A 13813-nucleotide genomic window follows, 5' to 3' on the forward strand; every position below is an offset into this window, starting at 1 on the left:
AACCTGCCGGATATCAACTTCCTACATTCGTAGAATATACCCATTGACAGCACCCCCGCCCAGTGTCAACATGCGTAGAACTACCCCCGCCGGAGGCTCGTTCCCCGGCAGTGCGGCCCGCTTCGGGCGGGCTCGGGAAAGGGGATTCATGACCCTGCTCGAATTACGAGAACTGACCGTCGGCGTGATCGCCGACGAAACCGAACGCGAACTGGTCCGCGAACTCTCGTTCGACCTCGAACAAGGCCGGACACTGTGCGTGGTCGGTGAATCCGGCAGCGGTAAAACGGTCACGGCCTTGTCGATCATCCGGTTACTGGAGTTCGTCGCACCGGTGTTCACCCGCGGCGCGATCACCGTCGACGGCGTGGACGTCACGCGGCTTTCCGCCGACGAGATGCGTGCCTACCGCGGCCCGCGGATCGGCATGATCTTCCAGGAGGCGCTGGATTCGCTCAACCCGAGCCAACGGGTCGGCAAGCAGCTGATCGAGGCCTACCGGAAACCCGGTTCCCTGCCACGCCAGGCCGCGCGCAAGGGCACGCCGCTGCACCGTGAGGCCGAGGCGAAAGCACGCGGTTTGCTGCAGGAGGTCGGGCTCACCGACACCGACCGCGTGCTTTCCCTGTACCCGCACCAGATGTCGGGCGGGATGCAGCAACGCGTGATGATCGCGCTGGCACTCATGGCCGACCCGACCCTCCTGATCGCGGACGAGCCGACCACGGCCTTGGACGTGACCACGCAGGCGGAGATCCTCACCCTGTTCGATCGCGTCCGCCGCGACCACGGCACCGCCTGTGTCTTCATCACGCACGACATGGGCGTGGCCGCGCAGGTCGCCGACCGGATCGCGGTGATGTACCGCGGCGAACTCGTCGAACTCGGGTCCACAGAGGACATTCTGCACGCACCGAAGCACCCCTACACCAAGGCGTTGCTCGACTGCGTCCCGCAGCTCGGGGTGAGCAGGCGCGACGGGTTCCCCACCATCTCCGAAGCGCTGCTCGAAGCCGCGATGAACGGCGAATCAGCGGTCGCGACCGAAACCAGGTCGTTGAGCCGCGCGAAGACCGAAGGCACCGGCGAGGGCACCGCGCTCGTCATCGATTCGGTGTCCAAAGTGTACGGACGACGCGGCCGGTTCTCCCTGAGCCGCGATCCCGAGGTGCACGCGGTCAAGAACGTCTCCTTGGAGATCGCACCCGGCGAGTTCTTCGGTCTGGTCGGGGAATCCGGTTCGGGCAAGACCACACTCGGCAGGCTGGTGAGCGCGCTGGAGACGCCCACCGAAGGCACCATCACCTTCGGCGGGCACCGGTGCACGCCGTCCGGGCTCGACGGTGACGAGCGCGCGTTCCGCCGCCGCGCGCAGCTCATCTTCCAGGACCCGCAGAGCTCGCTCGATCCCCGGCACACCGCCGCCCGGATCATCGCCGAACCGTTGCGGGAACTCACCGGCCTCCGCGGCGCCGAGCTGGACCGCCGTGTCACGGAACTGATCGACGAAGTCGGTCTCCCGTCCGACACCGCGAAGAAACTCCCCTCGCAACTCTCCGGCGGACAGCGGCAGCGTGTCTCGATCGCCCGCGCGATCGCCGCCGAACCCGACCTCATCGTCGCCGACGAGCCCACCTCCGCGCTCGACGTCTCGGTGCAGGGCCAGGTGATGAACCTGCTGCTGGAACTGCGGCGCACCCGCGCGCTCAGCTTCCTGTTCATCACACACAACCTCAGCCTGGTGCTCTCGGTCGCCGATCGGGTCGGCGTGATGTACCGGGGCGAACTGATCGAAATCGGCGGCCCGGACGAGATCCGGCTCCGCGCCCGGCACGAGTACACCCGCCGTCTCCTCGCGGCGAACCCCGAAATTGGAGTGCGGAACCCATGAGACGAACCCTGACCAAGGCCGCGCTCGGCCTGGCGACCGTCCTGCTGATCAGCTCGTGCATGGGAGGCCAGGCGGGCGGTGGGGCCGCCGACGGGCCGCCGAAGCCCGGCGGCAACCTGAACGTCGCCGTGCCCACCGACCCGCAGTCCCTCGACATGGTCGCGAACCCCGGCCAGGTGACCGCGCATATCGGCAACATGATGTACGAGAAGCTGTTCGAGGTGGACCGAGGCTTCACCGCCCGGCCCATGCTGGTCGAGGACTACACCACCAGCCCGGACAGGCTCACGTACACCTTCAAGCTGCGCCAGGGCGTCACCTTCCACGACGGCAGCCCGCTGACGTCCGAGGACGTCGTGGCGAGCCTCAAGCGATGGCAGCAGGTGCACCGCACCGGCCAGCTGGTCACGCCGGACATCGAGGCGATCACGCCCGCCGACCCGGCGACGGTGACCATCAAGCTCAAGCAGCCGCGCTATCCGCTGATCAACGAACTCGCCGGCGCGGGCACCGAGATCTACGAAGCGAAGAACCTCGCCGGCGTCGCGCCGACCGGTTTCGCCAAGGACAAGGCGATCGGGACCGGGCCGTACAAGCTCAAAAGCTGGGACATCGGCCGCGAACTGGTGCTGGAGCGGTACTCCGGCTACAAGTCCCGCTCCGAAGAGGACTGGGGTGGGCAGGCAGGCGCCAAGCACGCGTACCTGGACACCGTGACGTACAAGGTGATCTCCGACCAGGACGCGCTGATCAACGGCCTCCAGACCGGCCAGTGGGACCACATCATGCCCACGAACGACCAGTACGAGCCGCTGCGCAACAACCCGGCCGTGGTCGTGCACAACCTGCCCGGCGGCAACGACAACGTGGTGATCCCGAACTTCAACACCGGTTCGAAGTTCGCCGACCCCCGTGCCCGCGAAGCGCTGAACCTGCTGCTGGACAAGCCCGCGATCAACGCGGCCACCGGCGGCAGCAAGGACCTCACCATCGAGACCGGCGCGTTCGCCTCGCCGGACAACAAGCAGTTCTATTCGACCGCGGGCGAAGAGGTCTACAAGAAGCACGATCCGGAGAAGGCCAAGCAACTGCTGGCCGAGGTCGGGATCACGGCCGGCGCCACGATCCGAATCGTCACCACGAACTCGTACCCGGAGTTCGGCAAATGGGCGGTGCTGATCCAGGACAGCCTGTCGAAGATCGGCATCAACACCAAGATCGACACCTTCGACTTCGCCACCATGCTCGGCACGCTGACCAAGGAACCGGGCGGCTGGGACATCACCACGCTGTTCTTCGACTCGGCGCTGACCTCGCCGGCTCAGATGCCCGCGCTCACCCTGGGCACGCTGAACGGTTCGTCCTCTCCCGAGCTCGACGCGCTCATGGCCGAGTTCAACGCCTCGACCACGCCGGAGCAGGCGAAAGCGGTGGTCGACAAGCTTCAGGCCTTCACCTGGAAGCAGCTCTCGGTGATCACCCTGAGCCAGTCGAAGCTGTACGCGGCCTACTCCCCCAAGCTCAAGGGCTACGGCGACTTCTACCGCGTCTTCTGGAACACCTGGCTGGCGTCATGACCGGTCTGCTGCTGCGCAGGCTGCGCGATCTGGTGATCATCCTGGTGATCGTCGGGACGATGATGTTCTTCGTCATCCGGCTGATCCCCGGCGACCCGGCGCAGGCCATCCTCGGTCCGACCGCACGACCGTCCGATGTGGACGCCCTGCGGGAGAGCATGGGACTCAACGGAACGCTTTGGGAGCAGTACTCCAGCTGGGCCGGGAACGTGCTGCAGGGCGACTTCGGCACGTCGATCACCTACCACGCTCCGGTGCTCGGCGTGGTCGCCGACCACATCCTGCCGACGCTGACCCTGGCCGTGCTGTCCACCGTGATCAGCTTCTTCCTCTCGGTCGCGATCACCTCGTGGCAGGCGGTGTCGCCGCGCAATCCGGTGGCGCGGGCGCTGGACCGGTTGTCCGCGCTCGGCATGGCGATGCCGGACTTCTGGATCTCGCTGATGCTCGTGCTGGTGTTCTCGGTGACGCTGCGCTGGTTCCCCTCCAGCGGCTACGAGAACCTGTTCACCGATCCCGCGACCGCGGTGCCCGCGCTGGTGCTGCCGCTGACCGTGCTGGTCATCGGGCAGACCGCGTTGTTCGTGCTCACCCTGCGGGAAAGCCTGCTCGGCGAACTGCCGTTGGCGTATCTGCGCACCGCGCGGGTGAAGGGGCTGTCGGAGCGGCAGGTCATGACCAAGCATGTCCTGCCGAACGCCCTGATGCCGCTGATCACCCAGCTGGGCAGCAACTTCGCCATGCTGGTCGGCGGCATCGTGATCATCGAGTCCATCTTCGTCGTGCCGGGGCTGGGCCATCTGCTGATGGGCGCGGTGTCCACTCGCGACTTCCCGCTGATCCAGGGTGTGACCCTGTTCGTCGCGGTGCTGTTCGTGCTGGTCAACCTGCTGGTGGACCTGTCGTACGCGCTGCTCGACCCGAAGGTGCGTGTCTCGTGAGCGTGGCAGTGGTGGAAAAGACGCCCTCGGTACGTCCGGCGCCTGAGGCCGGTCGCGCGGCCAAGCTCTTCCGGCGCAACCGGATGCTGGTGATCACGACCGGGTTGCTGGCGGTGATCGTCCTGGCCGTGATCGTGCTGCCGTTCTTCCTGCCGAGCGTCAGCGCGACCGACCCGGTCAACCGGCTCCTGCCACCGTCGGCCGCGCATCCCCTCGGCACGGACTCGTTCGGCCGTGACGTACTCGCCCGGCTGGTCTCCGGCGGACGGGCGTCGCTCGGGCTGTCCGCGCTCATCACCCTGTGCGCGGCCTTCACCGGCCTGGCGATCGGCCTGATCAGCGGGTTCTTCCGCGCCGCCGACGCGGTGCTGATGCGGGTGATGGACGCCTGGATGTCGTTCCCGGCGATCATCCTCGCGATGGCGCTGGCGATCTCGCTCGGCGCGAGCATCTGGACCGAGCTCATCGCGCTGACGGTGATCTTCACGCCGTTCACCGCCCGCGTCATCCGCAGCCGGGTGCTCGGCATCGCCGGGCGTGCTTACATCGGTGCCGCCCGGGTTTCGGGGATGAGCAAGGGGAAGATCCTCGTCGTGCACGTGTTCCCGAACGTGCTGCCGCTCGCGCTGGTGCAGGTGGTGATCCTGTCCGCGGCGGCGATGCTGGTGGACGGGGCGATGAGCTTCCTCGGTCTCGGTATCGCTCCACCGACCCCGACCTGGGGGAACATGATCGCCGAAGGCCGGTCGTACCTCGTGCAGGCGCCCTGGCTGGTGATCGTGCCCGGCGTGACGATCATGGTGTGTGTGTTCCTCCTGAACCTGATCGGCTCGTCGCTGCGGATCGCCGTCGACGTCCGCGCGCGGACGCTGAGCGAGATGCAGCGCCTGCGCACCCGCCGCCCCTCCGGCACCTGAGAAAGGATTCCGTTGTCTGCCACTACTTCCTTGGCCGTGCGCCGCTTCGCCCCCGAGACCGTTTCGGGGCCGCCTGTGCTGCTGGTGCACGGATTCGCCTCCGACGGGCACACGGACTGGATCACCACGGGCTGGCCCGCCGCCCTCACCGCCGCGGGCCGCGAAGTGCTCGTGCCCGACCTCCCAGCGCACGGCTCCAGCCCTGCTCCCTCGGGCTCCCTGGGTGCCGCCGCGATCACTTCGGAACTGACCCGACTGGTCTCGGACCTGTCCGAAGTGGACGTTGTCGGATACTCGCTCGGCGCGCGGCTGGCTTGGGAACTGCCCGCGCAAGCTCCGGTCCGGCGGCTCGTACTCGCCGGCGTGAGCCCGTTCGAACCGTTCGGCGCCGTCGACATCGCGGCCGCGCTGGCGTTCGCCGACGGCGGCAAAGCACCGGCGGATCCGCTCACCGGGATGATCGCGCACATGATCACCGCGCCGGGACGCAATCCCGCCGCGCTCGCGCGGTGCATCGAAGACCTGAGGGCGGAGCCTTTCTCGCCGGTTTCCGGTGCGGTGTCCGTGCCGACGCGGTTCGTCGCGGGGGTGGAGGATCCGGTGAGCCAGGGTATCGAGACGTTGGTGGAGTTGGTGCCGGGGGCGGGTCTCGTGCGGGTGCCCGGGGATCACGGTGGGGCTTTGCGGGGTCCGGAGTTCAAGGCCGCGGTGCTGGAGTTCCTCGGCTGAGGTTGTGCGCCGGCGGCTCCGGCCGCGTTGCGAAAGTGACTTTCGCAACGCCTCTCGAAGCACGACCGATGCTATGAAAGGTCCTTTCCTTGCAAAATTTGCAAGGAAAGGACCTTTCATAGCACGTCAAGTAGGGATGGCGGCCTCGCGTCGCGAAGGAGCGACGGCCTTGCCTCCCGCACTCCCGCAGCCGCGATGCAGGACGCTTTCATAGCAAATTTTGCTATGAAAGCGTCCTTCATTGCGGTCCCGAAGGACGTCAGAAGGTCCCATCGGCGGCGACCGAACGGTCCAGCCAGAGGTCCTCCAGAGCCGCCCGCACCTCAGCCCCGCGAGAAGCGGCCAGTGCGACAGCGCCCAGGTTGTCCTCCAGCTGAGCCATCCGGCTCACCCCGAACAAAACGTTCGCCACCGGCGCGTACGCCAGGCAGAACGCGACAGCCAGCTGCGAAGGACTCACCCCGAAGTCCCCGGCCACCGCAACAACTCGCGAAGCGGCCGCACGGATCGCATCCCGGATCCCACCCGGATCCGCGCCGATCTTCCGCGACGGAGTCTTGCCGAGCAGCACGCCACCCTCGAACACGTCCGACGCCTGCAAGGTCAACCGTCCGGCTTCGAAATGCGCGCCGTAGAAAGGACCTTCCGCCATGGACCGCCGCGCGACGCTGTACTTGAGCTGGGCGAAAGCAGGCGCCGGAAATCCTTCGCGCGAAGCGAAGTCCAGTGCCTGGTCGAGGTCCGCGGCCTGCCAGTTGTTCACGCCCCAGACGTCGAAGCGGCCGAGCCGGATCTGTTCGGCCACCTCGGTGACGATCCGCGGGATGTCCGGGCGTTCGAAGTAGTCGCCGACCACGACGGCTTCCGCTCGGTCGACGCCGACGCGGTCGAACGAGGTCGCGAGCTGCTCGGCGAAACCGGTGTTCGGGTAGTCCCAGAGCCAGAGTTTGCCGCACAGCTGGTATTCGTCGCGGTTGATCCCGGCCGCTCGGACCGCCTCGCCGAAGAGGAGATCCGTGCGCGACTGTTCGGCATGCGGCCCCATGTCGTAGTGGGCCACGTCGAACAGCGTGACCCCGGCGTCGATCGCGCGCCGGAGCAGGCGTACCGCGTCGTCGAAGTCCATGCGGTCCCAGGTGTTCCACGATCCCAGGCCCAGCGCCGAAGTGGCGAAGCCCAATCCGTTCTGCTTCTCGTGCACGAGATTTCCTTTCGCTGGCAACGGAAACAAGTTTTAGTCTACGATCGTAGAATGAACAAGAGACTCGTAGTGGTGACCGGCGGTGCCAGTGGCATCGGCCGCGGAGTCGCCGAAGCCTTCCAGTCCGCGGGTGACCGTGTGGTCATCGCCGACGTCGACGCCCGCGCGGCCCACGACCTGGCCGGTGAGCTCGGCGCGGAACACGTCGAACTCGACATTTCCGACCCCGGCTCGGTCGACGCGGCGCTGGCGTTGATCACCGGCCGGTTCGGCCCGGTGGAGGTCCTGGTCAACAACGCGGGTCTCGCCGGGGACGGCGGTCCGTTGGTGGGGCTGGACATCGGCATCTTCGATCTGTGCATGCGGGTGAATTTCCGCGGCACGTTCCTGATGACCCGCGCGGTCGGCGCGCATATGCTGGAAGCGGGCACCCGAGGCGCCATCGTCAACATCACCTCCATCGGCGCCCGGCAGCCGACCCCGGGGCTCGGTCACTACGAGGCCACCAAGGCCGCCGTCGAGGCACTCACTCGCTCCGCCGCGCTCGAACTGGCACCACACGGCATCCGCGTCAACGCCGTCGCGCCCGGCCCGGTGCTCACCCCGATGACCGCCGGTTTCGCCTCGGACACCGCCGCCCGCGCGGCGTGGGAAGCGAGGATTCCGTTGGGAACCATCGCTTCCGTCGCCGACGTGGTGCCGTCAGTCCTGTTCCTCGCCTCCGCCGACGCCGGCCATCTCACCGGGGTGAGCCTCCAGGTCGACGGCGGGCAACTGCTCACCTGAGTACACGACGCGGCCGCCGGACACGGTGAGTTCGACACCGACGTCCGGCAGGTCCGCGAACGCGACCTCGAGCGGATCAGCCGCGAGCACGCAGAAATCGGCGACCCGGCCCACGGTCAGTGATCCCTTCCAGCCCACCGCCCCGTCCTGCCCGGCGGCCGCGACCGTGTAGCAGCGCAGCAACCGTTCCATCAGCCCGGCGTCCACTTCGGACACATTCAGCATCCGGGCGGCCGCGGCGATGTGCACCCGCCAGTCGGGAGTGACCACCGGCGCGTCACTGCTCAAGGTCAGCGGGACACCCGAACTCAGCATGTCCCCCAGCGGCCAAGCGCGGGCGCCGACCTCGGCGCCGAGCGCGTCCGACAGCATGCCCCGCATGGCGACCGCGATCGCGGGCTGCGTGGTCAGGCCGATCCCGGTCGACGCCATCCGCGCCAGCTGATCCGCCGTCACCAGATCGCCGTGCACCAGGTGGTCACCGCGGCGAAGCGACCCGAGCGCGGCCTCGATGCTGCGATCCCCGGTGGCGTGCACGGCGACCGTCATCCCGGCGTCATGAGCGAGACGGATCATCGCGGCGAGGTTGTCCGCGCGTTCCGGATCGTCGTCACCGTCGACGAGCAGCACACCGTGCGAACCGTCGGCGTAGCAGTGATGCGTCCACGCGGACCGCATCGGCGGGATGCCGTCGGCGAAGATCTTCACGCCTGGCACGGTGAGCCACAACGGATCCGCGACCGGTGACGGCGACGCCAGCCCACGCTCGAAGTCCGCCAGCGAACTGGCGCCATCGAGCAGACCGAAGAGCCGCAACGCGGTGACCCTCGCACGAAGCAGCCCTTCCGCGGCCAGCGCCGCGTACTCCTCCAGCACCTCGGCGCCGAAACATCCCGTCTCCCCCGGGCCGAGACCTGGTTCGGTGTAGCTCGTGATGCCCAGTGACGCGCACAGATCACCCGCGCGCAGGATGGCGGCCCGCCGCTCGGCCGCGGTCCGTACCGTTTTCTCTTCTCCCCCGGTGAATCCGGCGCCACCGATGAGCGTGTCCGGCCAGCGGGCACCGAGCCAGGTCGCGTGGAGGTGTGAATCGTTGATACCGGGCAAAGCGGTTCTGCCCGCGAGGTCGATCACCTCGGTCTCCGGGCCGATGTGGTCCAGCGCGACATCACCGAGAGCCACGATCCGGTCGTCGCGGACGGCCATCGCCCGCACGACCGTGCCCGCCTGGTCGAAGGTGCGGATCGGACCGCCGCGGACCACCAGCGATGCGGAACGAATACGTTGCGACGGCATGGTTTCCTCCAGGATCTGGACTTTTTCTCCTACGACTGTAGACTAAAAAGATGGTCAACAGAACCGAAGCGGCGGTGCTCACCGAACACGGCTCCGCGCTCACCTTGCGGGAACTACCGCTGCCTGAGGAGCCGGAACCGGGCGCCGCGCTGGTCCGGATCACCTGCACCACGCTGTGCGGCACCGATGTGCACCTCTGGTCCGGCCAGATGACCTTCCCCGGCATGCTCCCGATGGTGCTGGGTCACGAAATGGTCGGCGAGGTGGTGGCCGTCGGACCGGGCACCACCGACACCCTCGGCCGCGAAATCGCCGAGGGAGACCGCATCGGCTGGTCCGAGTCGACGTGCGGAAAGTGTTACGGCTGCACGATCCTGCGTGAACCGGTCGCCTGCGAGAAGCGCGGATACGGTTTTCTTCAGCGCTCTGACGTCTTCCCGTACGCGACCGGCGGCCTCGTCCGGTACTGCTACGTGACTCCCGGCGCGGCCAAACTCCTGCTGCCGGACGACGTCAAGGACACCTGGGCCTCGATGTCCGGCTGCGCGGGAAAGACCGTGCTGCGGGCCGTGTCGCGTTCGGGCGGGATCCGACCGGGCGCGACGGTCGTGGTCCAAGGTGCGGGTGCGCTGGGCGTGTTCGCCACCGCCGTCGCCCGGATCTCCGGCGCGGGTGACGTGATCACCATCGGCGGGCCCGCCGACCGGTTGAAGACGGCCGAACGTTTCGGGGCCACCGCGACGATCCCGGTCGACGGCAGCACGGAAGACCGCATCGAGCGGGTCAAGGAACTCACCGGCGGCCGGGGCGCCGACCACGTCTTCGACTTCGCCGGCGGGCCGACCATCGGCGAGGAGGCGGTGGCGTTCGCCGCCCAGCGCGGCACGGTCGCGATCGTCGGTTCCACCGGTCCCGCGCCCTCCCCTGTGGCGCTGGGCACCGTGATGGGCAAGGAACTCACGGTCGTCGGCTCGCTCAACGGCGACATCGCCGACTACCACCGCTCGGTGGGCTTCTTCCGCACGTTCGCCGATCGGCTGCCGTGGGACGAGCTGTTCAGCGCGCCCGTCGGCCTGTCCGAAGCTTCGAAGTGCGTCGAGTCGATGTCGCGGCTCGGCGAACTCAAGGCCGTCATCGACCCCCGTCTGCCCTAGGAGATCCCATGACCGTCATCCCCCAGCGCCGGATCGGCCGCGACGGGCCGCTCACCGGCGTGCTCTCGCTCGGCTCCTGGCACACCTACGACCGGATGGACTTCCGCGAGGCCGTGAACCTGGTCCGCACCGCGGTCGATTCCGGGATCACGCTCTTCGACGTCGGCGTCTACGGTTTCCCCGGCGCCACACCGGTCTTCACCGACGTCCTGTTCTCCGCCATGGTCCGCGCGGCCGGGCTCCACCGCGACGACTACTTGCTTTCGAGCAAGCTGTGGCTGGAGGGCTATCCGGAGCACAACCTCCGCGACCAGCTGGACAACGCGCTGTTCCGTGCCGGTGTCGAGCACGCCGATCTGGTGGTGCTGGGCGATCTCCGCCGCAACGACACCGATCTGCACCAACTGGTGCTGGACCTGAACGAGCTCCGCGAGGCCGGGCTCATCCGGCAGTGGGGTGTGAACAACTGGTCCGCCGCCACGATCCAGGCCCTGCACGACTTCGCCGCGGCGGAGAACGTGCCGGGACCCGCCATCGCGCAGCTGAAGTACAGCGTCGCGCGAAGGTCCATTCCGGATGGTGAGCCCTTCAAGAAGGTCTTCGGCGAACTCGGCGTCACGCTCCAGTCCTCGGACATCTTCGAAGGCGGGATCCTGCTGGGCAAGAACAGCGGCGCGCGCCAGGTCGGCCGCGACCCCGGCGACATCCGCGAACGCATCGCCGCCTCCGCTCCGGAACTGGCGAAGATCGCGACCGAACTGAATGCCACCCCGGCGCAGCTGTGCCTCGCGTTCACCCTCACCCATCCCGCCAACACGACCACCCTCTTCGGCGCGACGAGCACCAAACAGCTCAAGGACAACCTGGGTGCGGTGGACCTCGTCGAGCGCGTCGGCGCGGACCGGCTCCGCGAGCTCGTCGAGCCGTATTGGGCCGACCGGGGCGTCGTCGATCCGGAGGGACCGTGACGGCCTTCGATCCCGAACTCACCGCGGCCCTCGAAGGATTGCCGACGGGACCACCGCTGGGCACCGACTCGCTGGCGGGTATCCGGCAGGCGATGGCCGACGGGAACCCGAGTTGTGCCGAGGCGATCGGCGACCGGGACCTCGTCTTGGAAGACCGGCAGGTACCCGGTACCGGCGTGGTCGTCACCGTCGTCAAGCCACGGGACGCCAAGGGCGCGCCGGGTTTTTACAACATCCACGGCGGCGGCATGGTGCTGGACGACCGGTTCGCCGACCTGCCCCGGATGGTCGCGCTGGTGGAGGAGTTCGGCTTCGTCGCGGTGACCGTGGACTACCGGCTGGCCCCCGAGCACCCGCATCCGGCGCCGCTGGAGGACTGCTACGCGGGCTTGACCTGGATGGTCGAGCACGCGGACGAACTCGGTTTCGATCCCGCCCGCCTGATCGTCGGCGGTGGCAGCGCGGGAGGCGGGCTCAGCGCGGGGATCGCCTTGCTCGCCAGGGATCGCGGCGGGCCGGCGCTGGCCGGTCAGCTGCTGCTGTGCCCGATGATCGACAGCCGCAACGACTCCGCGTCCACAGTGGAATTCGCCGAACGAGGGGTGTGGAGCCGGGCCGCCAACGAGTTCGGCTGGCGATCCCTCCTGAATGGACAGACGTCGCCGTACGCGGTTCCGGCGACCGCGGAGGACCTCACCGGGCTGCCGCCCGCCTTCATCGAGGTGGGCGCGGCCGAGATCTTCCGCGACGAGGACGTCGACTACGCGCGGCGCCTCTGGCAGGCGGGTGTGCCCACGGAACTGCACGTCTGGTCGGGCGCGTTCCACGGTTTCGACCGGATCGCCCCGGACAGCGAGGTGACCCGGGCCGCGCTCGCCGCCCGGGCCTCCTGGCTGCGCCGCACTATCGGCCGAGCATGAACCGGGCTGCCTGCTCGCCGACCAGCACGGCCGGCGCGTTGGTGTTGCCCGTGGTCACCCGCGGCAGCACCGACGCGTCGGCGACCCGGAGTCCGCTCAAGCCGTGGACGGCGAGTTCCGGGTCGACGACGGATTCGGCGTCGGTGCCCATCCGGCAGGTTCCGACCTGGTGGTGATAGGTGATCGCGGTCCGCCGAACGTAGTCGCGGACGTCGGCGCCCGGTCCCGGATACAGCTCGCGGGCACCCCAGTCCTCCGCCAGCGCGGCCGCCCGGCCGATCTCCCGGCATTGCTCCACGGACGCGACCAGGCTCTCGAAGTCGGCCGGGTCTTCCAGCGCGGCGAGGTCGATCAACGGCTCGTCGAGCGGGCTCGGCCCCGAAAGCCGGAGACTGCCCCGGCTGCGCGGCGTGACCATGCCCGCCATCAGCGAGAACCCGGTCTCCGGGCCGGTCATCCACGACTCGTACATCGGCACGCTGAAATGGATCGGCTGCGTGTCGGGCACCGCCAAACCGGGACGGCTGCGCCAGAACAGATGAGTCTGGGTCACCGAGCGGCCGGGCGAGGGCGGGTCGACTTGACGGCGGTCTGTCGCGAAGATGACCGGCGAGAGCAGGTGGTCGTGCAGGTTCTTGCCCACCCCCGGCAGATCCGCCACGACGTCGATGCCGTGCGCGGCCAGTTCGCCCGCCGGACCGACACCGCTGCGCAGCAGGATCGCCGGTGACGCCAGCGCGCCGGCCGCGAGCACGACCTCGTCGGCGAAGACCTTGCGCAGTTCGCCGTCGACCTCGGCCAGCACACCGGTCACCTTGTCGCCCTCGAAGAGCAACCGGTGGACGAGCGCTCCCGTGTGGACGGTCATCCGTCCGGCGGCGGGTCGCCCGTAGGCGAGCCAGGTGTTGAGCCGTTTGCCGTCGCGTGTGGTGACGCGCTGTACCGAGACGCCGTCCAGCTCGTCGCCGTTGTAGTCCGGGTTGAACGGCAGGCCGATCTGCACCGCCGCGTCCACAATGGACTGCTGGATCGGGTGCAGCGGCTCGTTCGGCACGACGTCGAGCAGATCCTTCTCGATCCGTTCGAACACCGGGCGCACGTCGTCCCACCGCCAGCCGGGCAGCTCCCAGCCGTCGTAGTCGGCCGGGGCGCCGCGCACCCAGATCATCGCGTTGAGCGAATGCGATCCGCCGAGCACCTTGCCGCGCGGCAGATGCAGCCGCCGGTTCGCCGCGTGCGGCTGCGGCACCGTGTAGTGGTCCCAGTCCTCCGGCCCGTGCCACAGCTCCCCCGCCCGCGAGGGATCGTGGATGGCCGGGTTGGTGTCCGGCCCGCCCGCTTCGAGCAGGGTGACCCACGCCCCGGAGTCGGCCAGTCTCCTGGCGACCACCGAACCGGCCGAACCCGCTCCCACCACGATGACGTCCATGTCC

At 68.4% G+C, this 13813-nt stretch carries 12 protein-coding genes; 9 read left to right on the forward strand and 3 right to left on the reverse strand.

What is annotated here, in order from left to right; all coding sequences use genetic code 11:
- The first annotated feature begins 148 nt into the window (after positions 1–148).
- From ACLJO0_RS18860 to ACLJO0_RS18880, 5 genes are all read left to right on the forward strand, one after another.
- Positions 149–1891 carry a dipeptide ABC transporter ATP-binding protein gene (locus tag ACLJO0_RS18860; protein ID WP_410579776.1) on the forward strand — a complete coding sequence of 581 codons (1743 nt, stop codon included), beginning with the start codon at positions 149–151 and terminating at the stop codon, positions 1889–1891.
- The gene (locus ACLJO0_RS18865) at positions 1888–3468 is read left to right on the forward strand and encodes an ABC transporter substrate-binding protein (protein ID WP_410579777.1); all 1581 of its coding nucleotides are present in this window, start codon (positions 1888–1890) and stop codon (positions 3466–3468) included. The genes ACLJO0_RS18860 and ACLJO0_RS18865 overlap by 4 nt, the downstream gene beginning before the upstream one ends.
- Positions 3465–4409, forward strand: a complete 945-nt coding sequence (locus tag ACLJO0_RS18870; RefSeq protein ID WP_410579778.1) for an ABC transporter permease — start codon at positions 3465–3467, stop codon at positions 4407–4409. Before ACLJO0_RS18865 ends, ACLJO0_RS18870 begins: the two co-directional genes overlap by 4 nt.
- Positions 4406–5326, forward strand: coding sequence for an ABC transporter permease (locus ACLJO0_RS18875; protein ID WP_410579779.1), 921 nt, complete (start codon positions 4406–4408; stop codon positions 5324–5326). Before ACLJO0_RS18870 ends, ACLJO0_RS18875 begins: the two co-directional genes overlap by 4 nt.
- A 75-nt stretch (positions 5327–5401) precedes the next feature.
- Complete coding sequence (locus ACLJO0_RS18880) at positions 5402–6055, forward strand: alpha/beta fold hydrolase (protein ID WP_410579890.1); 654 nt, start codon at positions 5402–5404, stop codon at positions 6053–6055.
- Between the two features lie 259 nt (positions 6056–6314).
- Here ACLJO0_RS18880 and ACLJO0_RS18885 read toward each other — a convergent pair whose 3' ends face one another.
- A complete protein-coding gene (locus ACLJO0_RS18885) occupies positions 6315–7256 on the reverse strand; it encodes an aldo/keto reductase (protein ID WP_410579780.1) in 942 nt (313 codons plus the stop codon).
- Between the two features lie 69 nt (positions 7257–7325).
- On the opposite strand from ACLJO0_RS18885, the gene ACLJO0_RS18890 reads away from it, so the two are divergent.
- Complete coding sequence (locus ACLJO0_RS18890) at positions 7326–8042, forward strand: SDR family NAD(P)-dependent oxidoreductase (RefSeq protein ID WP_410579891.1); 717 nt, start codon at positions 7326–7328, stop codon at positions 8040–8042.
- Here the strand turns inward: ACLJO0_RS18890 and ACLJO0_RS18895 are convergent.
- Entirely contained in the window at positions 7959–9338 is a 1380-nt protein-coding gene (locus tag ACLJO0_RS18895; RefSeq protein ID WP_410579781.1) for an amidohydrolase, read from the reverse strand. The two genes, ACLJO0_RS18890 and ACLJO0_RS18895, sit on opposite strands and share 84 nt — an antisense overlap.
- A 50-nt stretch (positions 9339–9388) precedes the next feature.
- Here ACLJO0_RS18895 and ACLJO0_RS18900 point away from each other — a divergent pair, with 50 nt between their 5' ends.
- The 3 genes from ACLJO0_RS18900 to ACLJO0_RS18910 are packed head-to-tail and all read left to right on the forward strand — an operon-like array spanning position 9389 to position 12380.
- On the forward strand, positions 9389–10492 hold the full coding sequence (locus tag ACLJO0_RS18900) for a zinc-binding dehydrogenase (RefSeq protein WP_410579782.1): 1104 nt from the start codon (positions 9389–9391) through the stop codon (positions 10490–10492).
- An 8-nt stretch (positions 10493–10500) separates the two neighbouring features.
- Complete coding sequence (locus ACLJO0_RS18905; protein ID WP_410579783.1) at positions 10501–11460, forward strand: aldo/keto reductase; 960 nt, start codon at positions 10501–10503, stop codon at positions 11458–11460.
- A complete protein-coding gene (locus ACLJO0_RS18910) occupies positions 11457–12380 on the forward strand; it encodes an alpha/beta hydrolase (protein WP_410579784.1) in 924 nt (307 codons plus the stop codon). Before ACLJO0_RS18905 ends, ACLJO0_RS18910 begins: the two co-directional genes overlap by 4 nt.
- On the opposite strand, the gene ACLJO0_RS18915 is transcribed toward ACLJO0_RS18910, so the two are convergent.
- Positions 12364–13809, reverse strand: coding sequence for a GMC family oxidoreductase (locus ACLJO0_RS18915; RefSeq protein WP_410579785.1), 1446 nt, complete (start codon positions 13807–13809; stop codon positions 12364–12366). The genes ACLJO0_RS18910 and ACLJO0_RS18915 overlap by 17 nt on opposite strands.
- Positions 13810–13813: the final 4 nt, after the last annotated feature.

Source organism: Amycolatopsis sp. lyj-108, from assembly GCF_046549005.1.
GTDB lineage: Bacteria > Actinomycetota > Actinomycetes > Mycobacteriales > Pseudonocardiaceae > Amycolatopsis.